General features: G+C 69.8%; 22 protein-coding genes. 12 read left to right on the top strand and 10 right to left on the bottom strand.

Annotated features, from left to right (window positions below):
- Positions 1–87: 87 nt before the first annotated feature.
- Positions 88–1,113, bottom strand: coding sequence for a hypothetical protein (locus tag M3190_RS06505; protein WP_251579807.1), 1,026 nt, complete (start codon positions 1,111–1,113; stop codon positions 88–90).
- Between the two features lie 255 nt (positions 1,114–1,368).
- On the opposite strand from M3190_RS06505, the gene M3190_RS06500 reads away from it, so the two are divergent.
- On the top strand, positions 1,369–1,650 hold the full coding sequence (locus M3190_RS06500; protein ID WP_251579805.1) for a hypothetical protein: 282 nt from the start codon (positions 1,369–1,371) through the stop codon (positions 1,648–1,650).
- Between the two features lie 232 nt (positions 1,651–1,882).
- Here M3190_RS06500 and nrdF read toward each other — a convergent pair whose 3' ends face one another.
- The 4 genes from nrdF to nrdH are packed head-to-tail and all read right to left on the bottom strand — an operon-like array spanning position 1,883 to position 5,702.
- Positions 1,883–2,860: a class 1b ribonucleoside-diphosphate reductase subunit beta gene (nrdF, locus tag M3190_RS06495; RefSeq protein ID WP_064001665.1), complete on the bottom strand. Its 978-nt coding sequence runs from the start codon at positions 2,858–2,860 to the stop codon at positions 1,883–1,885.
- Between the two features lie 29 nt (positions 2,861–2,889).
- Positions 2,890–5,022, bottom strand: a complete 2,133-nt coding sequence (gene nrdE / locus M3190_RS06490; RefSeq protein ID WP_251580418.1) for a class 1b ribonucleoside-diphosphate reductase subunit alpha — start codon at positions 5,020–5,022, stop codon at positions 2,890–2,892.
- Between the two features lie 5 nt (positions 5,023–5,027).
- Positions 5,028–5,465 carry a class Ib ribonucleoside-diphosphate reductase assembly flavoprotein NrdI gene (gene nrdI / locus M3190_RS06485; RefSeq protein ID WP_251579802.1) on the bottom strand — a complete coding sequence of 146 codons (438 nt, stop codon included), beginning with the start codon at positions 5,463–5,465 and terminating at the stop codon, positions 5,028–5,030.
- A gap of 3 nt (positions 5,466–5,468) precedes the next feature.
- Positions 5,469–5,702 (bottom strand): glutaredoxin-like protein NrdH, encoded by a 234-nt coding sequence (gene nrdH, locus M3190_RS06480; protein WP_251579792.1) that lies wholly within the window; start codon positions 5,700–5,702, stop codon positions 5,469–5,471.
- A gap of 427 nt (positions 5,703–6,129) precedes the next feature.
- On the opposite strand from nrdH, the gene M3190_RS06475 reads away from it, so the two are divergent.
- Positions 6,130–7,335, top strand: coding sequence for an MFS transporter (locus M3190_RS06475; protein ID WP_251579790.1), 1,206 nt, complete (start codon positions 6,130–6,132; stop codon positions 7,333–7,335).
- A gap of 6 nt (positions 7,336–7,341) precedes the next feature.
- Here M3190_RS06475 and M3190_RS06470 read toward each other — a convergent pair whose 3' ends face one another.
- A complete protein-coding gene (locus tag M3190_RS06470; RefSeq protein WP_251579788.1) occupies positions 7,342–7,746 on the bottom strand; it encodes a pilus assembly protein CpaE in 405 nt (134 codons plus the stop codon).
- A 52-nt stretch (positions 7,747–7,798) separates the two neighbouring features.
- On the opposite strand from M3190_RS06470, the gene M3190_RS06465 reads away from it, so the two are divergent.
- From M3190_RS06465 to M3190_RS06445, 5 genes are read left to right on the top strand one after another with little or no spacing between them, the layout of a single operon-like run.
- On the top strand, positions 7,799–8,572 hold the full coding sequence (locus M3190_RS06465; RefSeq protein WP_251579785.1) for an alpha/beta fold hydrolase: 774 nt from the start codon (positions 7,799–7,801) through the stop codon (positions 8,570–8,572).
- A complete protein-coding gene (locus M3190_RS06460; protein ID WP_439958011.1) occupies positions 8,554–9,726 on the top strand; it encodes an acyl-CoA dehydrogenase family protein in 1,173 nt (390 codons plus the stop codon). The genes M3190_RS06465 and M3190_RS06460 overlap by 19 nt, the downstream gene beginning before the upstream one ends.
- A 41-nt stretch (positions 9,727–9,767) precedes the next feature.
- Entirely contained in the window at positions 9,768–11,039 is a 1,272-nt protein-coding gene (locus tag M3190_RS06455; RefSeq protein ID WP_251579780.1) for a DUF445 domain-containing protein, read from the top strand.
- A gap of 1 nt (position 11,040) precedes the next feature.
- A complete protein-coding gene (locus M3190_RS06450; RefSeq protein WP_251579779.1) occupies positions 11,041–11,919 on the top strand; it encodes an agmatinase family protein in 879 nt (292 codons plus the stop codon).
- The gene (locus M3190_RS06445; RefSeq protein ID WP_251579777.1) at positions 11,916–12,398 is read left to right on the top strand and encodes a SixA phosphatase family protein; all 483 of its coding nucleotides are present in this window, start codon (positions 11,916–11,918) and stop codon (positions 12,396–12,398) included. The genes M3190_RS06450 and M3190_RS06445 overlap by 4 nt, the downstream gene beginning before the upstream one ends.
- On the opposite strand, the gene hutI is transcribed toward M3190_RS06445, so the two are convergent.
- The 3 genes from hutI to hutH are packed head-to-tail and all read right to left on the bottom strand — an operon-like array spanning position 12,385 to position 16,831.
- Positions 12,385–13,611 carry an imidazolonepropionase gene (gene hutI, locus M3190_RS06440; protein WP_251580417.1) on the bottom strand — a complete coding sequence of 409 codons (1,227 nt, stop codon included), beginning with the start codon at positions 13,609–13,611 and terminating at the stop codon, positions 12,385–12,387. The genes M3190_RS06445 and hutI overlap by 14 nt on opposite strands.
- A complete protein-coding gene (hutU, locus tag M3190_RS06435) occupies positions 13,611–15,272 on the bottom strand; it encodes a urocanate hydratase (protein WP_251579775.1) in 1,662 nt (553 codons plus the stop codon). Before hutU ends, hutI begins: the two co-directional genes overlap by 1 nt.
- Entirely contained in the window at positions 15,269–16,831 is a 1,563-nt protein-coding gene (gene hutH, locus M3190_RS06430; RefSeq protein WP_251579773.1) for a histidine ammonia-lyase, read from the bottom strand. The genes hutU and hutH overlap by 4 nt, the downstream gene beginning before the upstream one ends.
- Positions 16,832–16,889: 58 nt before the next feature.
- Here hutH and M3190_RS06425 point away from each other — a divergent pair, with 58 nt between their 5' ends.
- Positions 16,890–17,681: an IclR family transcriptional regulator gene (locus M3190_RS06425; protein WP_251579771.1), complete on the top strand. Its 792-nt coding sequence runs from the start codon at positions 16,890–16,892 to the stop codon at positions 17,679–17,681.
- 175 nt (positions 17,682–17,856) lie between these two features.
- On the opposite strand, the gene M3190_RS06420 is transcribed toward M3190_RS06425, so the two are convergent.
- Positions 17,857–18,864: a LacI family DNA-binding transcriptional regulator gene (locus tag M3190_RS06420; protein WP_251579769.1), complete on the bottom strand. Its 1,008-nt coding sequence runs from the start codon at positions 18,862–18,864 to the stop codon at positions 17,857–17,859.
- A 154-nt stretch (positions 18,865–19,018) separates the two neighbouring features.
- Here M3190_RS06420 and M3190_RS06415 point away from each other — a divergent pair, with 154 nt between their 5' ends.
- Genes M3190_RS06415 through M3190_RS06400 form a run of 4 tightly spaced genes read left to right on the top strand, consistent with a single transcriptional unit; the run spans position 19,019 to position 24,183 of the window.
- A complete protein-coding gene (locus M3190_RS06415; protein WP_439958018.1) occupies positions 19,019–20,263 on the top strand; it encodes a sugar ABC transporter substrate-binding protein in 1,245 nt (414 codons plus the stop codon).
- Between the two features lies 1 nt (position 20,264).
- The gene (locus M3190_RS06410; protein ID WP_251579765.1) at positions 20,265–21,386 is read left to right on the top strand and encodes a carbohydrate ABC transporter permease; all 1,122 of its coding nucleotides are present in this window, start codon (positions 20,265–20,267) and stop codon (positions 21,384–21,386) included.
- On the top strand, positions 21,383–22,297 hold the full coding sequence (locus M3190_RS06405) for a carbohydrate ABC transporter permease (RefSeq protein WP_251579763.1): 915 nt from the start codon (positions 21,383–21,385) through the stop codon (positions 22,295–22,297). Before M3190_RS06410 ends, M3190_RS06405 begins: the two co-directional genes overlap by 4 nt.
- Entirely contained in the window at positions 22,294–24,183 is a 1,890-nt protein-coding gene (locus tag M3190_RS06400) for a glycogen debranching N-terminal domain-containing protein (protein ID WP_251579761.1), read from the top strand. The genes M3190_RS06405 and M3190_RS06400 overlap by 4 nt, the downstream gene beginning before the upstream one ends.
- Positions 24,184–24,187 lie beyond the last annotated feature (4 nt).

Here is a 24,187-nt window from a genome sequence, read left to right as displayed (position 1 = left end):
AGGAGTCCGACGAACAGGACGACTGACGTCGGTCGGAGAGGTCCCCGCCCTCATGGGCGGGGACCTCTCGCGTTCTCGCAGCGCGTCTCAGTCTCGGAAGGTCAACACGCCTGTCGCGAGATGAAACGGCGCGGGCACCGGGGGCGTACGGCCGTGGCGAAGGCGATCGAGGGCGAGAGCCCACCAGGACCGGTAGCGGCGTGTCCCCGTCACGAAGACCGTCATGCCTCCGTTGGTGTCGATGTGGACTGCCGGATCGCACACCCCCGCGCTCATCCAGGCCGGGGTGTCCGGATCGTCGGTGTCGAGGATACGTCGAGGCGCGCTCCACGCGGCGCGATCCGGCGACGCCGACGCGGCGGTCATCGTCCAGAGCCCCTGCGCCGGATACGGGGACGTGCGATGCAGGTTCGTACCGCGGGCGAGCACGATCACCCACCCTTCGGGGATGCGGGCGAGGGCGACGTCAAAGAATCCTTCGCGTGACGTGGCGAACGTCCGCGGCTCGCTCCAGCCGGTGATCCCGTCGAGGCTCGTCGTGCAGCGCAGTTCGTAGTCCGGCAGCTCCCCGGCGGCGACTTCATGCGGAGTGGCGAGGTACCACATCACGTGCCGACCGGACTCCCGGACGACACGCGGCTCGAGAGCGCTCGGCCTCTCGTCATCCCCCGCCACGAGAGGCTCCCCGCTGCGCTGCCATCGACCCTCGACCATTTCGAGGACGCCGATCGAGTATCGACTGGTGGGCCCGACATGGCTTCTGCCGCTGCGGGCCGCGTAGTAGATGCGGGCGGGGAAAGCGCCGGATGCCGGGAGGTAGGACGGTGTGTGCATCCCGCCGCCGTCCCACGCCGTCCGGGGCGGGTCCGCCACGATCGCCCGAGCCCGACCTCTGCGATCGGTCTGGACCGCCCAATCGGTGTCCACGAGTGAGCTTCCGCTCACGGACTCTGCGACGTACAGCCGGTTGCGGAAGCTCGTCGAATAGCCCCCGAGGAAGAGGAGGCTGCGGTCGCCGTTGAGAACGAGATCACCGCTGCCGACTCCGAGGAGACCGCGTGGCATCGGACCGTCCACCATGTCCCACAGGGCCCGGGCCGACTGCAGCCTCATCGGCCCACCTTAGCCGTCGGCGTGGTCGTCGCTTCGGGCGAGTCCGATGAAGAGCACGACGGATCGGAGCCCACGCGCAGTGCACGCCTGCGCGTTTCGCCGTCGACCACAATCCCCCTGGCTGCCCTCCCCCACCCGTCTAGGTTCCGGAACAGGTGGTATCGCCGCAATCTGACACGTCAGACCTTCCGATGTGTTCCGCGCTACCGCCCCGAGGGCGGACCCCGGTCCGTTCCCATTCAAGGAGAAATCAGCATGTCCAACAACAATCAGGGCGCTGCCCGCCATACGTCGAACACCGCCCGCAAGATCATCACGGAGACGAAGTCCGCATTCAAGGCGACGGAGTTCTACGCCTGGATCGTCATTTCCGTCGCCATCCTCATCGCCGCCGCCGTGACCGACAACGGTGAGGACGGCCAAGGATTCGGCGCTGACCATGCGTGGCAGTACGTCGCCGTCGTCACTGCCGCGTACATCATCAGCCGGGGAATCGCGAAGGGCGGCACCCGCGGCCACGAAGACAAGGACGTGTGAACCGACCAGGTCGCCATCACCGCAGGATTCACTGGAACGCCCCGACGCCCTCTTCACAGGTGCCGGGGCGTTCTGCTCCGCCAGGCTCCGAGACGCCTGACCCGACCTGGTTCCCTTCTGGGCACAGGAGCGGATGTGCTGTCCGAGGTCAGCACCTATGACGACAGCCCCCGGTCGGCATCCGTAGATGCCAGCCGGGGGCTGACTGCTGTGGGGAGATCCGACGGCCTACTCAGAAGTCCCAGTCGTCGTCCTCGGTCGCGACCGCCTTGCCGATGACGTACGAGGAGCCCGACCCACTGAAGAAGTCGTGGTTCTCGTCGGCGTTGGGCGACAGGGCCGACAGGATCGCGGGGTTCACGTTGGTGACCGTCGCGGGGAACATCGCCTCGTAGCCGAGGTTCATCAGGGCCTTGTTGGCGTTGTAGTGCAGGAACTTCTTGACGTCCTCGGTCTGGCCGATGCCGTCGTAGAGGTCCTGCGTGTACTGCACCTCGTTGTCGTAGAGCTCGTAGAGCAGCGAGAACGTGTAGTCCTTCAGCTCGTCGCGCTCGGCCTGGCCGAGCGTCTCGAGTCCGCGCTGGAACTTGTAGCCGATGTAGTACCCGTGCACGGCCTCGTCACGGATGATGAGGCGGATGATGTCGGCCGTGTTCGTCAGCTTCGCCTTCGACGACCAGTACAGCGGCAGGTAGAACCCCGAGTAGAAGAGGAACGACTCGAGCAGAGTCGAGGCGACCTTGCGCTTGAGCGGCTCGTCGCCACGGTAGTAGTCCATGACGATGCGGGCCTTCTTCTGAAGGTTCTCGTTCTCCACCGACCAGCGGAACGCGTCGTCGATCTCGGGCGTCGAGGCGAGCGTCGAGAAGATCGACGAGTAGCTCTTCGCGTGCACCGACTCCATGAACGCGATGTTCGTGTAGACGGCCTCTTCGTGCGGGGTGATCGCGTCGGGGATGAGCGAGACGGCGCCGACGGTGCCCTGGATGGTGTCGAGCAGCGTCAGGCCGGTGAACACACGCATCGTGGTCTGCTGCTCCTCGGGGGTGAGCGTCGCCCACGACTGGATGTCGTTGGACAGCGGCACCTTCTCGGGAAGCCAGAAGTTGTTCACGAGGCGGTTCCACACCTCGAGGTCCTTGTCGTCCTGGATGCGGTTCCAGTTGATCGCCTGGACCGAGCCGAGGAGCTTCAGGGGTTCGGGGGTCATGTCTTCTTCCTCTATCGAGTCTCGGCCGGTCAGAGCATGCAGGAGACGCACTCGGTCATGTCGGTGCCCTCGAGCGCCATCTGACGGAGGCGGATGTAGTAGATGGTCTTGATGCCCTTGCGCCAGGCGTAGATCTGGGCCTTGTTGATGTCACGCGTGGTGGCGGTGTCCTTGAAGAACAGCGTCAGCGACAGACCCTGGTCGACGTGCTGGGTCGCGGCGGCGTAGGTGTCGATGACCTTCTCGTAGCCGATCTCGTACGCGTCTTCGTAGTACTCAAGGTTGTCGTTCGTCATGAACGGCGCCGGGTAGTAGACGCGGCCGATCTTGCCTTCCTTGCGGATCTCGATCTTCGACGCGATCGGGTGGATCGAGCTCGTCGAGTTGTTGATGTACGAGATCGAACCGGTCGGCGGGACCGCCTGCAGGTTCTGGTTGTAGATGCCGTGCTCCTGGATCGATGCCTTCAGCGCGAGCCAGTCCTCCTGCGTCGGGATGCGGATGCCCTCGAAGAGCTCCTCGACACGCGCCGTCGCCGGCTTCCACTCCTGCTCGGTGTACTTGTCGAAGAACTCGCCGGTCGCGTACTTCGAGTCCCAGAAGCCGTCGAAGACCTGACCGCGCTCGATGGCGATCTTGTTCGAGGCCTGCAGCGCGTGGAACAGCACCGTGTAGAAGTAGATGTTCGTGAAGTCGACACCCTCCTCCGAGCCGTAGCGGACGTGCTCGCGGGCGAGGTAGCCGTGCAGGTTCATCTGGCCGAGGCCGATGGCGTGCGACTTGTCGTTGCCGTCCTCGATGGAACGGACCGAGCGGATGTGGCTCTGGTCGCTGACGGCGCTGAGGGCGCGGATGCTGGTCTCCACCGTCCCGGCGAGGTCACGGCCGTCCATCGCGAGGGCGATGTTCATCGAGCCGAGGTTGCAGGAGATGTCCTTGCCGATCTGGTCGTACGAGAGGTCCTCGTTGAACGTCGTCGGCGTGTTGACCTGCAGAATCTCGGAGCAGAGGTTGGACATGTTGATCCGGCCCTTGATCGGGTTGGCCTTGTTCACCGTGTCCTCGAACATGATGTACGGGTAGCCCGACTCGAACTGGATCTCGGCGAGGGTCTGGAAGAACTCGCGCGCCTTGATCTTCGTCTTCTTGATGCGCGCATCGTCGACCATCTCGCGGTACTTCTCGGTGACCGAGATGTCACCGAAGGGCACGCCGTAGACCCGCTCCACGTCGTAGGGCGAGAAGAGGTACATGTCCTCGTCGTTCTTGGCGAGCTCGAACGTGATGTCGGGGACGACGACACCCAGCGACAGCGTCTTGATGCGGATCTTCTCGTCCGCGTTCTCGCGCTTGGTGTCGAGGAACTTCATGATGTCGGGGTGGTGGGCCGAGAGGTACACGGCACCGGCGCCCTGGCGCGCCCCGAGCTGGTTGGCGTAGCTGAAGCTGTCTTCGAGCAGCTTCATGACGGGGATAATGCCCGAGGACTGGTTCTCGATCTGCTTGATCGGGGCGCCTGCCTCGCGGATGTTCGAGAGCAGCAGGGCGACGCCGCCGCCGCGCTTGGACAGCTGCAGCGCGGAGTTGATGCCGCGGGCGATCGACTCCATGTTGTCCTCGATGCGCAGGAGGAAGCAGGAGACGAGCTCGCCGCGCTGCGCCTTGCCGGCGTTGAGGAAGGTGGGCGTCGCGGGCTGGAACCGACCCGAGAGGATCTCGTCGACGAGCTTGGTGGCGAGCTCCTGGTCGCCTGCGGCGAGGGCGAGGGCGGTCATGACGACGCGGTCCTCGAAGCGCTCGAGGTAGCGCTTGCCGTCGAAGGTCTTGAGCGTGTAGCTCGTGTAGTACTTGAACGCGCCGAGGAACGTGTCGAAGCGGAACTTCTGCGCGTAGGCGTGGTCGTTCAGCCATTGGATGAACTCGAAGGGGTACGCGTCGATGACGGCGCCCTCGTAGTACTCCTTCTCGACCAGGTAGTCGAGCTTCTCCTTCAGCGAGTGGAAGAAGACGGTGTTCTGGTTCACGTGCTGCAGGAAGTACTCCCGCGCCGCTCGCTTGTCGGCGTCGAACTGGATCTTCCCGTCCGCACCGTAGAGGTTCAGCATCGCGTTCAGGGCGTGGTAGTCCATGCCCTCGAAGCGCGCCTCCGTCTTGAAGGCCATATCGGTCACTGCAGCTTCCACCAGTCTTCCAATCCGCCGCTCACGCGGTCGACGTCCTCGGGCGTGCCGAATACTTCCAGCCGGTACAAGTGCGGCACCTGACACTTGCGGCTGATGATGTCTCCGGCCAGGCAGAACGCCTCGCCGAAATTGCTGTTGCCTGCGGAGATGACTCCGCGGAGCAGGCTCCGGTTGCCCTCGTCGTTGAGGAAGCGGATGACCTGCTTGGGGACCGCGCCCTTCTCCTCTCCTCGGCCCTGGCCGCCCCCGTAGGTGGGGGTGACCAGGACGTACGGCTCATCGACGTGGAGCACGGGGTCGGAGGAGTGGAGTGGGATGCGGCGAGCCGGCATCCCGAGCTTCTCGATGAAACGCGCCGTGTTGCCCGACACGCTCGAGAAGTAGACGAGCAGCGGCACGTTCGTCATGACGGCCGCGCTCATCGGTCAGACCAGGCGGGCGGCGAGCTCGTCGATCTTGTCGGGACGGAAGCCCGACCAGTGGTCCTCGTCGGTCACGACGACGGGGGCCTGCAGGTAGCCGAGCGACTTGACGTGCTCGAGCGCGGCCGGGTCTTCGGAGAGGTCGAGGACCTCGTAGTCGATGCCCTTGGAGTCCAGCGCGCGGTACGTCGCATTGCACTGCACGCAGGACGGCTTCGTGTACACAGTGATCGCCATTCGTCGAACCTCTCTCGTCCTCCGGATCCCGTCGCGCGGGGTCCTCGTCGTGTGAAATCAGGGGGTGAATCCATTGGCCGGAAGGCTGGGAGCCCGCCGGGAGCTCAATACTACATATGGGTACCGACACCGGGAAGCACCACAAGGGGTAGTAGTTACATCAGTGTAGTTTTTCCGCCGTCCTCCACAGGTACAACACAAGTTGTCCACCGTTTCATCCCCAATCCGGTACATCCGGAACGGGATCGAAAAGGCCAGGATTCCGGCCGAAATCCGCTAGGGCTCGGACGGTTGTCCACAGGTCGCACGCTAGAGCGGGCCACCGACATCCGATTCCGACACTGGTCGGCGTGTCGGGCGTGTCGCGGCGTGTCGCCCGCCCCGGGCGGGCCCGTCGGGCGACGGTGCCGGCCGGTACGATGGAGCAGTGGCGGGATACTCGGAGCTCCTGCGCGTCCCGGGTGTCGCGCGCATCATCGCGGCACAGTTGACGGCACGCTTCCCGAGCGGGATGACGAGCCTCGCCGTCCTCCTCCACGTCGAGCAGTCGACGGGCTCCTACGGCGCCGCCGGCATCGTGCTCGCGGCGGTGTCGATCGGTCAGGCGATCTCGGGACCGGTGACGAGCCGGTGGATGGGGATCTGGGGCATGCGCCGCGTCCTCACCCTGACCGCCGCCGTCTGCGCCGCCGCCGTCTTCGCCCTCGCGCTCAATCCGTTCGGGATGCCGGGGTTCATCGTGTTCGGCTTCATCGCCGGCATCGCGAACCCGCCCGTGCAGCCGGCCGTCCGCACGATCTACCCGAAGATCGTCACGTCCCGTCAGCTCACCCCTCTGTTCTCGCTGGACGCGAGCCTGCAGGAAATCATCTGGATCTTCGCGCCCGTCGTCATCACCCTCGTCGCCACCCAGGTGGGCACTGTGCCGGCGCTCCTGCTGATCGTCGTCATCCTCATCGGCGGGTGCGCGTGGTTCATCGCCTCCCCCGAGGTGGGACGCGTCCGCATCCCCCGCAGTCGTCGCGGCTTCGGGCGGGTCCTGGGCAAGCCCGTCGTGCTGCTGTCGACCGTCACGGGCTTCCTGCTCGTCGGGGCGTGCGCGGCGGTCGAGGCGGGCGTCGTCGCGACGTTCGGCCACGGTGGCCTCGAAGCAGGTCTGGTCCTCGCCGTCTTCGCGGTCGGAAGCCTCGCGGGCGGCCTCGGTTTCGGGCACATCCCGATCGGCCGCTGGGCGATGGCGCGGCGCCTGACGATCGTCGCCGTCGGCGTCACCCTCGTCATCGTCAGCCTCAACGCCTGGTGGATGGGAGCCTCGCTCTTCGTCGCCGGTCTCGGCATCGCACCGGCACTCGCCGTGATGTTCGCGATCACGAGCGCGAGCGTCCGCTTCAGCGAGACGGCCGAGGCCTACGGCTGGATCGGCACCGGCCAGCTCATCGGTGCCGCCGCGGGGTCCGCCGTCGCCGGGTTCCTCATCGACGGCATGGGCTCGGTCGGCGCGTTCCTCGCCGCGTCGGCGTTCGCCTTCGCCGGGGCTCTCGTCGCCGCGGTGTTCGTGCGGGGCTTCCCCGACCTCCGCGGCCGCGACGCGAGTCCCATCCCCGACACCGAACCGGTCCCCCTCATCACCTGAGCGGGATCAGCGCGTCCGTCCGAGCAGGAACAGCACCGCCATGCCGTAGGCGTCGGCGGGTTCGGGATGCCGGAAGCGGTGGGGCGCGGCATCCACCTCGATCTCCACCTCGTGCGTGTCGGGCAGGCGACGAAGTGCGCGGAAGGTGCCGCGCAGCAGCTCGCGCAGCTGCGCCTCGGACGGCAGCCACAGCGCATCCTCGAGGGCGACGGAGTCGAGCGCCCATTCCGTCGTGCCGTTGAAGGCGAGCAGGTCGCCGGTCGGATAGCTGCGCGCCTCGACGGTCATCTCGCTGACCGTGTAGACATCGGCCTCGAACTCCGGCTCGTCGAGCTGGAACCGATCGCCGGAACGGGGGCGCCAGATCAGGCCACTCGCGCGCAGCTCGCGTGCCAAGTCGGTGGAGATCATCACCCCATCCTGGCCCGGCTCGGCCGGGCGGGGTCCGTCCTAGGCTGGGAGCATGCCGTCACCCGTCACGCTCCCCCGCCTCGGCTGGGGCGATGTCCGCGCGCCACGGCGCGCCCTGCTCGTCCACGGACTGGGGTCGAATGGCGCGCTCATGTGGCGCTACGGGGTCGAACTCGCCGACGCCGGCTGGCGCGCGGAGGCCGTCGATCTCCGAGGACACGGGACGGCGCCTCGTGGACTGGACTACTCGATCGCCGCCTTCGCGACCGACCTCGTCCACACCGTGCCGGTGGGTGACGAGCCGTGGGACCTCGTCCTCGGCCACTCGCTCGGCGGTGCCGCCTCCACGGTCGCAGCAGCCGACACCCCCGCGTGGACCCGGCACCTCGTCCTCGTCGACCCCGCGATCCACCTCGCCGACGCCGATCGCGACGTCGTTCGCGTGAGCCAGGAGCAGGCCTTCGCCGACACCTCCGTCGCCGCCGTGCGCGCGGCGCACCCGGAGTGGCTCGAGCTGGACATCGAGCTCAAGGCGGTCGCCGCCGCACAGGCGAGCCGGTGGGCCGTCGAACAGACGAGCGACCAGAACACGACATGGGACGTGCGGCAGGCGGCATCCCGTCTCACCGTCCCGACCCACGTCATCGGCGGAGATCCGGCCGTCTACTCGATCTTCACGGGCGCCCTCGCCGACGAGGTCCTGCAGAACTCCGCCGTGACGATGAGCGTCGTCCCGGGCACCGGGCACTCGCCGCACCGCGACGATCCGGATGCCGCCGCGGCGGCGCTTCTCGACGCGATCCGCGGATGGGGCCTCGACGCATGACGTTCGATCCCACGGTGCACCTGCCCGACGATCTGCTCGAGCGCATCCGCTCGCGCGCGGCGGCCGTCGATGCCGAGAACGTCTTCCCCGACGAGGACCTGGCCGAGCTCCGCGCGGCCGGTTACCTCGCGATCCTCGTGCCCACCGAGCTCGGCGGCGCCGGCCTCGGGCTGCGCGAGGCATCCATCCTGCAGCAGCGGCTCGCGGGGGCGGCGCCGGCGACCGCGCTCGCGATCAACATGCACCTGGTGTGGACCGGTGTCGCGAAGGTGATGGCGGACCGCGGCGACGACGCTCTGCACTTCCTGCAGGAGGGCGCCGCCCGGGGCGAGGTGTTCGCCTTCGGCATCAGCGAAGCCGGCAACGACCTCGTCCTGTTCGGAAGCGACACGGATGCCGCGCCTCAGCCCGACGGCTCGTACGCCTTCACAGGGACCAAGATCTTCACCTCGCTCGCGCCGGTGTGGACGCATCTGGGGCTCCACGGCCTCGACTCCTCCGACCCGACCGACCCGCGCCTCGTCTTCGCATTCATTCCCCGCAGCGACGCCGTCGTCACACGGGACGACTGGAACACGCTGGGGATGCGGGGCACCCAGTCCCGCACGACGGAGCTGCATGGGGCGATCGCCCCGGCGGACCGCATCGTGCGCCGGCTGCCCGTCGGGCCGAGCCCCGACCCGCTCGTGTTCGGCATCTTCAGCGCGTTCGAGATCCTGCTCGCCTCGGTCTACACCGGCATCGCCCGCCGCGCGCTGGACCTGGCCGTCGAGACGGCCCGCTCGCGCACGTCGAAGAAGACGGGCCGCAGCTACAGCCAGGACCCCGACATCCGGTGGCGCGTCGCCGACATGGCCCTCGCCTATGACGCCCTGCCGGTGCAGGTCGAATCGCTCGCCGCCGACGTCGACACCGTCGCCGACCACGGTGCGATTTGGTTCCCGAAGCTGTCGGCGATCAAGCACCGCGCCGCGGTGACGGCGAAGCAGGTCGTCGACGAGGCCATGCTCGTCGCCGGCGGGTCCTCCTTCTTCACCCGGAACGAGCTCAGCAGGCTCTACCGCGACGTGCTCGCCGGCCTGTTCCACCCGTCGGACCCGGAGTCGGTGCACAGCGCCCTCGCGAACGCGTGGCTGGGCCCGGTCGAGCCGTGAGTCGCCCCGGCGCCTGAGGGCCGCCGTGGCAGGATGGCCGAATGGCCCGCATCCCGTACGGCTCGCTGAGCACCGCTGATCAGCAGCGGTATCGCGGGCTCCGCACCATGAAGGCGGTCGCGCTCGGCGCGCTGCTGTTCATGGCGATCGTCTTCGTCATCGCATTCATCCTCGAGAAGGACGTCTCGGGGTGGGGATATGTGCGTGCGGCGGCCGAGGGCGGCATGGTCGGCGCACTCGCCGACTGGTTCGCGGTGACGGCGCTGTTCCGGCATCCGCTCGGGATAAAGATCCCGCACACCGCGATCATCCCGCGGCGCAAGGACGAGATCGGGCGCACCCTCGGAGAGTTCGTCGAGACGAACTTCCTCGAAGGCGGCGTCGTCCGCCAGAAGCTCGAATCCACGCACATCGCCCGCACCGCGGGCACCTGGCTGCAGGACCCCGCCCACGCCGAGACCGTCGCGGCCGAGGCGTCGACGATGGCCACCGGCATCCTCACCGCCCTCAGCGACGACGAGGTGCAGGACCTCATCAGCGACCTCGCCCACGAGCACCTGCTGTCGCCGTCGTGGGGTCCCTCGCTCGGAACGTGGCTGTCGCGGGTGGTGGACGCCGACGCTCACCGCGGTGCCGTCGACCTGGGTGTCGACAGCATCGCCCGCTGGCTGGACGCGAACCGCGAGGCGTTCGACGGACTCGTCTCGCGTCGCCTCCCGTCCTGGGTGCCGTCGGTCGCGATGCGACTCGTCGACGACACCGTCTATCACGAGGCGACGAAGTTCGTCGCGGCCGTGCAGCGCGACCCGGCGCACCCGGCGCGGAAGGCGCTCGATCAGTACCTCGAGCGGCTGGCCGACAATCTGCAGCACGACCCCGAGACGATCGGCCGCCTCGAGGGGGCGAAGAGCGCCGTCTTCGACAGCCCGCGCGTACGCGCCCTCGCCGCGGACGCGTGGAACACCGCGAAGGCGGGCCTGCTGCGCTCCCTCGCCGACCAGGACAGCCCGCTCCGACGCCGCGTGACCGCCGCGCTCGGGGACCTCGGCGACCGACTCGCGACCGACACCGCCCTGCAGGAACGCGTCGACAAGCGCATCGCGGATGCCGCCGTCTTCCTCGTCGACCGCTACCGCCACGACATCGCTTCGATCATCACCGACACCGTCGAGCGCTGGGACGCCGACGAGACGAGTCAGAAGATCGAGCTGCAGGTCGGTCGCGACCTGCAGTACATCCGCCTCAACGGCACGATCGTCGGCGCCTTGGCGGGCCTCGCGATCTTCACCGTCGCCCACCTGCTGCTGCCCTGACATGGCGCTCTCCGTCGATCCTCTCTGGCCCCGTGCCGGCGACTGGCCGTCGCCGGAGGGACGAGCGGATGCCGTGCTCCTCGGCCTGCCCGCCTTCCGCACATCGCTCTCGCCGACGGGCGCTCATGCGACGCCGGCCGCCGTGCGCGAGGCGCTGCGCCGGTACAGCCCGACCCTGCTCGGTCCTCCCCCCATCGACCTGGCCGCCGCGCTGCGGATCGCGGATGCCGGCGACGTCGACGATCCCGACGGCCCCGAGGGCGAGGCTCGGGTGCGTGAACGCGTCCGCGCCCTCCGGGACCAGTCCGACCTTGTGATCGCGCTCGGCGGCGACAACTCCGTGACCTATGCGACCGCGCAGGGTGCGGATGTCGCGGGTCTCATCACCCTCGACGCGCATTTCGATCTGCGCGACGGGGTGTCCAACGGCTCCCCCGTCCGCCGGCTCGCTGAGGACGGTCTCGACCCGCGGCGCATCGTGCAGATCGGCATCGCGGACTTCGCCAACTCGGTCGCCTATGCTCAGCGGGCCGCCGACCTCGGCATCACGGTCATCACCCTCGACGAGGTGCGCCGCCGTGGCGCCGAGGACGTCATGATCCAGGCGCTGTCGATCGCGGGCGCGGCGGGCGACGTGCACCTCGACATCGACGTGGATGTCTGCGACCGCTCGGTCGCGCCGGGGTGCCCGGCATCCGTCCCCGGCGGGCTCGAGGCGTGGGAGCTGCGGGCCCTCGTCCGTGCGGCGACCGGGGACCGACGGGTCGTGAGTGCGGACATCGTCGAAGTCGACGCGACGGCGGATGCGGCGGATGGCCGCACCGTCCGTCTCGCGGCGCTCTGCGTCCTGGAACTGCTCGCCGGAAGGGCCCTCGCATGATCACCCTCATCCTCGTCCGCCACGCCAAGAGCGACTGGGGCACCGGTCACGACGACCACGAACGTCCGCTCAACGACCGCGGCCGCCGGGACGCCCCCGTGATGGCGCGCCGCCTCGCCGCGACGGGTGTGCGGCCCGCCCGCATCCTGTCGTCCACCGCCGTGCGCGCACGGACGACGGCGCAGGCGTTCGCCGACGCCCTCGGTGTCTCCGTCGAGACGGATGAGGCGCTGTACGGCGCACCGGGCGCGAAGCTCCTCGCGGCCGCAGCCTCGAGCGGTGTGTCGGACGTCGTGGTCGTCGCCCACGATCCCGGGACGACGGTGCTGGCCGAGCGGCTGTCCGACGGGGGCATCGGTGCGATGCCGACCTGCGCTGTCGCGACGTTCGTCTGGGACACCGACGACTGGGACGTCGCGACCGCGACCCCGCCGGCACGCTGGAACCTGGACACCCCGCGGGACGTCAGCGAGGGCTGAGCACCTCGCCGCCGCGGTACACGCGGTGCACGAGCGGGACACCCGGCCGGTAGGGCAGGTGGCGCCGGCTCGGCGCATCGAGCACGACCAGGTCGGCGCGCGCTCCCGGTCCCAGGTGGCCGACGTCGTCGCGGCTCAACGCGCGAGCTCCACCGGCGGTCGCCGCCCACACGGCTTCACCGACCGTCATCCCCATCTCACGGACCGCCAGCGCGATCATGAGCGGCATCGAGCTCGTGAAGGACGAGCCGGGATTGCAGTCGCTCGCGAGGGCCACCGTGACACCCGCGTCGATCAGCCGACGCGCGTCGGGGTACGGCTGGCGCGTCGAGAACTCGACGCCCGGAAGCAGCGTCGCGACCGTGTCCGATGCAGCCAGCGCCGCGATGTCGGCATCCGTCAGATGGGTGCAGTGGTCGACGGATGCCGCGCCCATTCGGACCGCGAGCTGCACACCCGGGCCCTCGCCGAGCTGGTTGCCGTGCACGCGGACGCCGAGGCCGGCCTCCGCCCCGGCACGGAGGATGCGCTCGCTCTCCGCCTCGGTGAAGGCGCCCCGCTCGCAGAACACGTCCACCCAGCGCACGTGCGGTCGGACGGCGTCGAGCATGCGGTCGCACACGAGATCGACGTACGACGCGCGGTCGGTCCCCTCGGGAACGACATGCGCGCCGAGGTACGTGACCTCGTCGGTCACCTCCGCGGCCAGGCGAGCGAGACGCTCCTCGCCGGGGGTCGTCAGGTCGTACCCCGTCTTGACCTCGAACGTCGTCGTCCCCTGCGCGTGCAGTTCGGCCACGAGCGCGGCCAGGCGGGCGCGGAGCTCGTCGTCGGTGGCTGCTCTCGTCGCCGCGACGGTGCGCCGGATGCCGCCCGCGGCATACGGCACACCGGTCATCCGCGCCTCGAACTCGTCAGCACGATCGCCGGCGAACACGAGATGCGTGTGACTGTCCACGAACCCCGGGATCACCGCCCGCCCGCCGAGGTCGACGACCTCGACCTCCGACCGCGAGACAGCAGCCGAAGCCCGAGACGTCGACGACAGACCGCTGTCTCGGGCTGCCGCTGCTGTCTCGGCGTCAGCGGCCGCACCCACCCACGCGACGCGGCCCGCGTCGATGAGCAGCGCGGCGTCCTCGATGGTCGCGGTGGGGGCCGCGGCATCCGCGTTCGTCGTCAGCTCGGCGATGCCGGTGAACAGGGTCGCCATCACGCGTCCAGCATCGGGACGGTCAGGCCGCGCTCGCGGGCGACCTCCTTCGCGCGGTCGTAGCCGGCGTCGACGTGGCGCATGACACCGGTGCCGGGGTCGTTGACGAGGACCCGGGCGAGCTTCTCGGCGGCGAGGGCGGAGCCGTCGGCGACCGTGACCTGACCGGCGTGGATCGAGCGACCGATGCCGACACCGCCGCCGTGGTGGAGCGACACCCACGCGGCGCCCGACGCGGTGTTCAGGAGGGCGTTCAGCAGCGGCCAGTCGGCGATCGCGTCGGAGCCGTCGGCCATCGCCTCGGTCTCGCGGTAGGGGCTCGCGACGGATCCCGCGTCGAGGTGGTCGCGCCCGATGACGATCGGCCCCGACAGTTCGCCCGACGCGACCATCTCGTTGAACTTCAGCCCGGCGAGGTGGCGTTCCTGGTAGCCCAGCCAGCAGATGCGCGCGGGGAGCCCCTCGAAATGCACCTTCTCGCCCGCCTTCTCGAGCCAGCGGTGGAGCGCCGCGTCCTCGGGGAAGAGCTCGGCGACGGCGCGGTCGGTCTTGGCGATGTCGTCGGGATCCCCCGAGAGAGCGACCCAGCGGAACGGGCCCTTGCCCTCCGCGAAGAGCGGTCGGATGTACGCGGGGACGAATCCGGGGAAGGCGAACGCGCGGGTGTACCCGCCCAGCTCGGCTTCGCGGCGGATCGAGTTGCCGTAGTCGAAGACCGCGGCCCCGGCGTCCTGGAAGCCGACCATCGCCTCCACGTGGCGGGCCATAGACGCGCGGGAACGCTCGGTGAAGCCGTCGGGGTCGGCGGACGCCTCGGCCTTCCATTCCTCGAAGGCGACGCCCGACGGCAGGTAGGCGAGCGGATCGTGCGCGCTCGTCTGGTCGGTGACGACATCGATCGGGATGCGGCGGCGCAGAAGCTCGGGGAACACCTCGGCCGCGTTCCCGACCACGCCGATCGAACGCGCCTCGCCGGCCGCCTTCGCCGCGAGTGCCCGCTCGACGGCCGCGTCGAGGTCGGCGGTCTGCTCGTCGAGGTAGCCGTGCAGGACGCGGCGGCGCAAGCGCGACTCGTCCACATCGACGACGAGGACCGCTCCCCCGTTCATCGTGACCGCGAGCGGCTGCGCGCCGCCCATGCCGCCCGCGCCGCCGGTGAGGGTGAGGGTGCCGGCGAGCGAGTCACGGCCGAGCGAGCGGGCGACGGCCGCGAACGTCTCGTAGGTGCCCTGCAGGATGCCCTGCGTGCCGATGTAGATCCACGACCCCGCCGTCATCTGGCCGTACATCGTGAGGCCGAGGTGCTCGAGGCGGCGGAACTCCGGCCACGTCGCCCAGTCGCCGACGAGATTCGAGTTCGCGATGAGCACCCGCGGCGCCCACTCGTGGGTGCGGAAGACGCCCACCGGCTTGCCGGACTGGACGAGCAGCGTCTCATCGGGCTCGAGCTCGTCGAGGGTGCGGACGATCGCGTCGTATGCCTCCCACGAGCGGGCGGCCTTGCCTGTCCCCCCGTAGACGACGAGGTCCTCGGGGTGCTCGGCCACCTCGGGGTCGAGATTGTTCATCAGCATCCGTTTGGCGGCCTCGGCGTCCCAGCTCTTCGCTGTCTTCGTGGCACCGCGCGCCGCGCGGACGGTGCGCGTGGTCGTGTCGGTCATGCGTGATCTCCTTCGATCGTTGCGAACGCGGTGCGGGCGATGTCGCCCGAGACGACGAGCTTCGTGGCGGCCTCGAGGTCGGGGGCGACGAAGCGGTCGGGCCCCGGCCCCTCGACGACCGTGCGGACGAGCTCGCGCACGGCGCCGGTGACGGGCGCGGGCTGCAACGGCGCGCGCAGGTCAAGGGCGCGGCATCCGGTCACGACCTCGATGGCGAGCACGCGCGCGAGTCCGTCGATCGCGCGGCGCAGCTTACGGCCAGCCGCCCACCCCATCGAGACGTGATCCTCCTGCATCGCCGACGAGGGGATGGAGTCGACGGATGCCGGCACCGCGAGCCGCTTGAGCTCCGAGACGATCCCCGCCGCGGCGTACTGGGCGATCATCAGGCCGCTGTCGACACCGACCTCGTCGGCGAGGAACGGCGGCAGCCCGTTGCTGCGGGAGCGGTCGAGCGCCCGATCGGTGCGGCGCTCCGAGATCGAGGCGACGTCGGCGACGGCGATCGCGAGGAAGTCGAGGACGTACGCGACGGGCGCGCCGTGGAAGTTGCCGTTCGACTCGACGCGTCCGTCGGGCGTGACGACCGGGTTGTCGACGGCGGCGGCGAGCTCGCGCTCCGCCACGGTGCGGGCGTGGTCCAGGGTGTCGCGCGCGGCCCCATGCACTTGCGGCGAGCAGCGCAGCGAATAGGCGTCCTGCACGCGGGTGCAGACGGCGGGGTCCCGGTGGCTCGCGACGATCGGTGAATCGGCGAGCGCGTGGCGGAGATTCGCCGCCGAGACCGCCTGACCCGACTGCGGGCGGAGCGCCATGAGGTCGGCCGCGAAGACGGCATCCGTCCCCAACTGACTCTCGACCGACAGAGCGGCGGCGAGGTCGGCTGTCGCCAGGAGGGTGTCGAGGTCGGCGAGGGCGAGCGACAGCATCCCGAGCATGCCGTCGGTGCCGTTGATGAGGGCGAGCCCCTCCTTCTCCTCGAGGACGAGGGGGCGGATGCCGGCGGCCGCCAGCGCCTCGGCGGCGTCGAGTCTCGTGCCGTCCGCCGCGCGGACCGGCCCCTCGCCGAGCGCGGCCAGGGCGATGTGCGAGAGCGGGGCGAGATCGCCCGAGCAGCCGAGCGAGCCGTACTCGTGCACGATCGGGGTGATGCCGGCGTTGAGCATCGCCGCGTACGTCAGGACGACGACCGGGCGGACCCCGGTGCGTCCGGTTGCGAGGGTCTGCAGGCGAAGCAGCTGAAGCGCGCGGACGACCTCGCGCTCGACCTCCGGTCCGGTTCCGGCGGCATGCGAGCGGATGAGGCTCGCCTGCAGCTGCCGGCGCCGGTCGTGGGCGATGAACGTCGTCGCGAGAGCGCCGAAACCGGTCGAGATGCCGTAATGCGGGTGCGGGTCGTCTGCGAGGCGCTCGATGAGGGCGCGGGTCTCCGCGGTGCGGGCGAGCGCGGCGTCCGAGAGGGCGACGCGTGCGTCGTGGCGAGCGACGCTGACGACCTCGGCGGGGGTGAGCGGGGCATCGCCGAGGGTGACGGTGGTGAGGACGGCGGAGGCGGGCATGGTCCGATTCCAGCGCCCACGGGTGGTGGCGCGCAGTCCGTCATGACATCCTCTGTCTGTGATCCCAGACAAGGCGCGGGCCCCGGTGGCCGATCGGCCGAAGGTCCCGGCGGCGGATCAGACGCTTCGCATCCTCACGTTCCTCGCCCATCAGCGAGGACCCGTCGCGGCACAGACCATCGCGAGCCAACTCGACCTGCCGCGCTCGAGCGTCTACCACCTGCTCGCGGCGATGGAATCCCACGGCTTCGTCGTGCATCTCGAGGGCGACCGCCGCTGGGGTCTGGGCACGGCGGCGTTCGAACTCGCAGGCGGGTACGCCCGGCAGGAGCCCCTCGCCCGGCTCGGCCGCCCGATCGTCGCGCAGCTCGCCGACCGGGCGGGCGAGAGCGCGCACCTGGCCGTCATGACGGGCCGCGACGTGCTGTACATCGTCGAGGAGCGCGCGCCCCGTCGGCCCGCGCTCATCACGGACGTCGGTGTGCGCCTACCCGCGCACCTCACCGCGACGGGCCGCGCGATGCTCGCCGCCCTGCCCCGCGAGCAGGTCCGTGCGCTGTTCCCGGACGCCGCATCCCTCTCCACCCAGCGCACCGGACACGGCCCCGGGCGGCCCGCTGAGCTGCGCGAGCTGCTGCGGCAGACCCGAGCCGCCGGCCACGCGAGCGAGGACGGGGAGGTCACACTCGGCTTCCGCTCGGTCGGCGTCGCCGTCCGGGACCACGCCGACTGGCCCGCTGCGGCCATCGCCGTCACCTGGCCCGAGGACGCCGCCCCCGACCCGGAGCGGCTCGCCGCGCTCGCGGCGGACGCCGCCGCCGAGCTCTCCCGCCGCATCGGACGCCGCTGACCGCGCCGGATGCGGGACCGCCGCGCCGTACCTCCTCCGTCGATTCAGCCTCGAGGCGGTTGCGGGCTCTTCTCCGGCCATCGAGCCGCGGTCGCGGCAGGCGCGCCCGCACCAGCGCCGCAGCATCCGACTGCACCGCCGCACGCGGCGGCCGGCATTCCGATCGCGCCGACGGTCAGCGCAGAACGAGGCGCGGCTGCACGAGCACGTGACCCTCGCTCTCCCCCGCGGCACGGCGCTCGATGCGGCTCCCGCCGCCCATGAGCAGGTCGAGGGTGCCGGCGGCGACGAGTTCGGGGAGCTGTTCGACGCTCGAGAGGCCGAGGGCCTCGACCGCAGGGGTGTTGTCGAAGCCGATGATGAGGACGTCCGACCGCTGCGCCGCGACCGCGGCGACGTGCGCCCCGACGGCGAGGGTGTCGCTCGCGCACACGATCGCGTCGACCGCGGTAGACGCCAGCAGCGTGGTGACCTGCGCGCGGGCCTCGGCGACCTGCTCCTCGGCGGACAGACGCAGGTCGGGGCGGGCACCGGCATCCGTCATCGCCTCCCGCCACCCCCGCTCGCGGTCATCGCCGGTCGGCGAGCCGGCGGGCCAGCCGAGGAACGCGACGCGCGGGCCGACGGTGAGCGCGTGCTGCGTCGCCGCGCGGGTACCCGAGGCACCGTCGACGTCGACCCAGAGATGCGCACTGTCCTCGGGCGCGGCGACGTCCCACGGGCGGCCGAACGACACGAACGGCACGCCGCGCTCGGTGAGCCAGGTCAGTCGGCGGTCGCCGTACCGGGTGCCGGTGACGACGACGGCCTCGACGTCGCCGGCGTCGACGAGCTCGGACATCCGCCGGATCTCCTCGTCCTGATCGGATGCCGCGTACACGAGCACCCGCAGGCCCCGGTCGCCGGCGCGCTCGGTGAGCGCGTGCACGAAGCGGTCGAGCACGACCCCCGAGATCCCGCCCGCATAGGGATCGAGGTGGATGCCGATGGTCGCGCTGCGGCGGGTGCGCAACCGCCGCGCGGAGGCGTGCGGCGAGTAGCCGAGCCGGGAGATGGCGTCCTGCACCCGTTCGCGGGTGGCGGTCCTGACGATCGTCGGAGTGTTGAGCACGTTGCTCACCGTCTGCCGCGACACACCCGCCAGGGCGGCGACGTCCTCGATCGTGATCGACTTCTCACTCACCGGCGCACCCCCCCTTGACAGTGACGGACCCAGCCTCTTACGTTGGGCATCATTCCACAATTTGATCGTTCAAAGTCGACCGAGATCAGCACGGCCGGAACGATCGAACGGCACCGGGATCGAAGGAGATACGGACATGCGACACAGCAGATGGATGGCCCTCGGAGGCATCGGGATCGTGGCGACACTCGCTCTCGCCGGATGCGGCGGCTCGGGCTTCGACGACGGACCCGCCGCCTCGGGTGGCGCCGGAGAAGGCGGCGGCGAGCTCACCTCGTCGGACGACGCGCTCACGATCATGATCGGCTCGTCCGGCGACGCCGAGACGACGGCGGTCAAGGACGCCGTCGCCGCGTGGTCGGAGGAATCCGGCGTCGACGCCGAGGTCGTGGCGGCCACCGACCTCACGCAGCAGCTCTCGCAGGGCTTCGCCGGCGGCAACCCGCCCGACCTGTTCTACCTCGCCACCGAGCTCCTCGCGGGCTACGCCGACAACGGCTCCGTCATCGCCTACGGCGACATGCTCGAGAACAAGGACGACTTCTACCCGTCGCTCGTGCAGAACTTCACCTACGACGATCAGTTCTACTGCGCTCCGAAGGACTTCTCGACGCTGCAGCTCATCATCAACAAGAACCTGTGGGACCAGGCCGGTCTGACGGATGCCGACATCCCCACCGACTGGGATTCGCTCGCCGCCGCGGCGCAGAAGCTCACCTCGGGCGACACGACGGGCCTCGTCTTCAGCGGCGAGTACCAGCGCGTGGGCGCCTTCATGGCGGAGGCGGGCGGTCGCCTGGTGTCGGAGGACGGCACCTCCGCCGTCGCCGACAGCCAGGAGAACATCGACGCGCTGACCTACGTCAAGGAGCACCTCGCCGACGGCACGTTCGCGTACGCCGCCGACGTGGGTGCCGGCTGGGGCGGTGAGGCGTTCGGCAAGCAGCTGGGCGCCATGACGATCGAGGGCAACTGGATCACCGGCGCGCTCGGCGACTACCCCGACGTCGACCCGCTCGTGGTCGAGCTCCCCGCCGGCCCCGCCGGCAAGGGCACCCTTCAGTTCACGAACTGCTGGGGTATGGCCGCCGACAGCCCCAACCAGCAGGCCGCACTCGACCTGGTCGAGTACCTCACCAGCGCGGAGCAGCAGCTCGCCTTCTCGAAGGCGTTCGGCCCCATGCCGTCGGTGCAGTCCGCTGCCGACCAGTGGACCGCCGACAACCCGGACCTCGCCGCCTTCCTCGCCGGTGCGGACTACGCTCAGGGCGTCCCGACCAACGACGGCGTCTCGGATGTGTTCACCGACTTCAACGCGCAGCTCGCGACGCTGAAGGACGGGGACCCGGCGACGATCCTGCAGTCGGTCCAGGGCAACCTCGAGGCGATCGTCGGCTGACATGTCGACGCCCGTCGCCACCGAACGGGCACCCGAGAAGCCTCCTCGCCGTGACCACCGCTCCCGCGGTCTGCGTCGCGGCGAGGGGGTCGCCGGGTGGCTCTTCGTCTCCCCCGTCGTCGTCATCCTCGGGGTGTTCCTCTTCCTCCCCGTCCTCATGGCGCTCTGGGTGAGCGTCTCGGATTGGGGCGGCCGGGGCAGCCCCCTCTCCCCGAACGTCAACTTCGTGGGTCTCGACAACTACGCCGAACTGACCTCGGGTCAGGGACTGCGCAGCCGCGACTTCGGCACGGCACTGCGCAACAACGCGTGGTACGTGTTCCTCGTCGTGCCGTTGCAGACCGCGCTCTCGCTCTTCCTCGCGGTCCTGGTCAGCCGGCGCATGATGCGGGCGCGCGGCTTCTTCCGCACCGCCTTCTACTTCCCGTCCGTCACGAGCTCGGTCGCGATCACGGTGCTGTGGATCTTCCTCTTCAGCGCGGCCGGCCCCGTCAACGCCCTGATCGCCGCCGTCACCGGCGGCGAGGGTCCCAACTGGTTCAACGACCCCCGCGGCATCGTGCACCTGTTCCTCGGACTGTTCGGGGTGGATGCCGCACCCGCGGCGATCTCGCAGCCCGGGTTCCTCGGTCTGTCGGGCTGGGACTGGATCGCCGGCCCGTCCGTCGCCATGAGCGCCTTCATCCTCATGGCCGTCTTCACCACGAGCGGCACGTTCATGCTGCTGTTCATCGCCGCCCTCCAGAACGTCGGCTTCGAGCTGACCGAGGCGGGCATGATGGACGGCGCGAACGCGTGGCAGCGCTTCTGGCGCATCACCCTGCCCCAGCTGCGGCCCACCCTGTTCACCGTCATCACGCTCGGTCTCATCGGCTGCTGGCAGGTCTTCGATCAGATCTACACGGGCACGAAGGGCCAACCGGGCAAGACGACGATCACGCCCGCCTATCTGTCGTACACGTCGGCCTTCAGCAACCAGGACTGGGGCATCGGCGCGGCGATCGCGTTCATCCTCTTCCTCATCATCATCGCCTTCACGCTGTTCCAGCGGTGGATCCTGCGGGAGCGACCCGTCTCGAAGCGACGCATCCGTGCGTACACCCCGAAGGGAGCACGGTCGTGACCGACAGCCGGACCCTCGCCCGTACGAAGACGCTCACCGACGCCCCGATCGACGCCGCCCCGTCGCGACGCCGGCGTCCCACCCCGCGCTCGGTGCCCGGTCAGGTGATGCTCTACGCGGTCCTCGCGGCGCTCGCGCTCGTGTACATCTATCCGTTCCTCGTGCAGGTGGCGACCTCGTTCAAGAGCGAGCAGGAGGCGGCATCCAATCCGATCTCGCTCATCCCGCAGACCTTCACGACGGCGGCGTACGAGCGGCTGTTCCTCAACAGCGACTTCCCCCTCTGGTTCGCCAACTCGGCGGTCGTCACGATCCTCGTGACCCTCGGGCGCGTGTTCTTCGTCTCACTCGCCGGCTACGCGCTCGCTCGCCTGACCTTCCGCGGCCGCAGCGTCATCTTCGCGCTGGTGGTCGCGGTCATGGCGGTGCCGGCGGTCGTGCTCCTCATCCCGCGCTTCCTCGTCCTGAACCAGCTCGGCATGTACGACTCGTACGCGGGCATGATCCTGCCGCTGCTCGTCGATGCGGCGGGCGTCTTCATCATGAAGAACTTCTTCGAGTCCATCCCGCCCTCGGTCGAGGAGCAGGCGCGCATCGACGGCGCCGGGACGTTCCGCGTGTACTGGTCGGTCGTCCTGCCGATGGCCCGCCCCGCGCTCATCACCATCGTGATCCTGTCGTTCCAGGGATCATGGAACGAGCTGACGCATTTCATCGTGTCGGTTCAGGACCCGGGCCTGTTCACTCTCACTCGCGGTGTCGCCAGCCTGTCATCGGGACAGTTGAGTCAGGGCACGCAGTATCCGCTGAAGCTCGCGGCCGCGGCGCTCATGACGATCCCCGTCGCCGTCGTCTTCTTCCTCTTCCAGAAACGCATCATGAACACCTCCGAAGGAGCAGTCAAGGGATGACCGCAGGCCTCCAGCCTTTCCTGTCCGACGCCGTCGTCGCCCTCCGCGCCCCCACGCAGGTGTGGTCGCGGCCCGACGGTGAGATCGGCGCGGGCGCGATCGACGGGGTCTTCCACGGCGACACCCGCTTCGTCCGCGCGACGCGTGTCCGATACGGGGCGGATGCCGCGGCCCACGCGCCGGAATGGATCTCGAGGTCGGCGGACTCGGCATCCGACGTGCGGTTCGAGGCGTTGCTCCGCCGCCTGGACGACCGGACACCCGACCCGAAGATCCGGCTGACGCGCCGACGGATCGTCGGCGACGGACGCGTCACCGAGGAGTTCACCCTCGTGTCGCACCTCGACGAGCAGGTCCCGCTCATCCTCGAGGTGGCCGTGACCCCTGATGCGACCTCGATGCAGGACGTGAAGTCGGGAGCCGCCCCGCTGGCCGCGGTCGAGCGGACGTTGGCGGGGGACGTCGCCTCGCTCACCGCCGGCGACGCATCGATGCAGCTGTCGGCGCCCGGCGCCGACGTCGCCGCAGCCGAGGACGACATCGTCCTCACCTGGCGGCTGGAGTGCCCGCCGCGGGCCCGGATGACGGTGTCGTGGCACGTCGACCTCGAGGATCCGTCGCTCGTCGTCCGCGGTACCGCGCGCGACATCGAGTGGCTCGTGCCCGAGACTCCGGGCGCGGACCCGCGGCTGCACCGCTGGCTGGCGCAGGCGCTCGGCGACCTCGATGCGCTGCGCCTCACGCTCCCCGGGAATCCCGACGAGTTCTTCGCCGCCGGCGCACCCTGGTTCTTCACGCTCTTCGGGCGCGACTCGCTGTGGGCGGCGCGGCTGTTCCTCCCCGTGGACCCGGGCATGGCGGCATCCACTCTGCGCGTCCTCGGTCGACTGCAGGGAAGTGCGGCGGACCCCGAGACGGCCGAGCAGCCGGGCAAGATCGCGCACGAGCTGCGCGCGGGCACTCTGACGATGCCCGGCGAGGGTATCTCGCTGCCGCCCCTGTACTACGGCACGGTCGACGCGACCCCGCTGTGGGTGACCCTTCTGGCTGAGGCCCACGAAGCCGGGATGCCGGAGGCCGAGGTCCGAGACCTCCTCCCGACGATGCACGACGCCCTCGACTGGATGGTCGCCGCGGCCAACGCGGACGGTTTCCTCGACTACGTCGACGAGACCGGGCACGGGCTCTCGAATCAGGGCTGGAAGGATTCCGGCGACTCGATCCAGTGGCGCGACGGGTCGCTGGCCGCCGGTCCCATCGCCCTGTCCGAGGTGCAGGGCTATGCGTACGAGGCAGCCGTGAAGGCCGCCGACCTGCTCGACGCGCTCGAGGAGGACGGGGCTGAGCGGCTGCGCGCCTGGGCGGCGGAGCTGCGCACACGGTTCCGCGATCGCTTCTGGGTCGAGACGCCCGAGGGCCGCTACCCCGCGATCGCGCTGGATCGCGACGGCCGTCCGGTGGACACGCTGACCTCGAACGCCGGACACCTGCTGGGCACCGGCATCCTCGACCCGGAAGAGGAACGCGCCGTCGCCGATCTGCTCGTCGGACCGTCGATGTCGTCCGGTTTCGGCCTGCGGACCATGTCGACGGATGCCGGTGGCTACTGGCCGCTCAGCTATCACGGCGGGAGTGTGTGGGCGCACGACACGGCCATCGTCGCGCGCGGCATGGCGGAGGCCGGACTGCACCGGCACGCCGCCGTGCTCGTCGACGGAATGCTCGCCGCCGCCGAGGCGTTCGGGTACCGCATGCCGGAGCTGCACGCCGGCGACGCCGCGAGCGACGTCGCCGTGCCGGCCCCGTACCCGGCGGCGTGCCGTCCGCAGGCGTGGTCGGCGGCGGCTGCCGTCGTGTGTCACGAGATCGTCACGCGCACCGGCTGACAGA

This window comes from Microbacterium oleivorans (assembly GCF_023715745.1).
Lineage (GTDB): Bacteria > Actinomycetota > Actinomycetes > Actinomycetales > Microbacteriaceae > Microbacterium > Microbacterium oleivorans_D.
The sequence above is the reverse complement of the archived record's forward strand: the minus strand, read 5'-3'. Positions and strand labels throughout refer to the sequence as shown.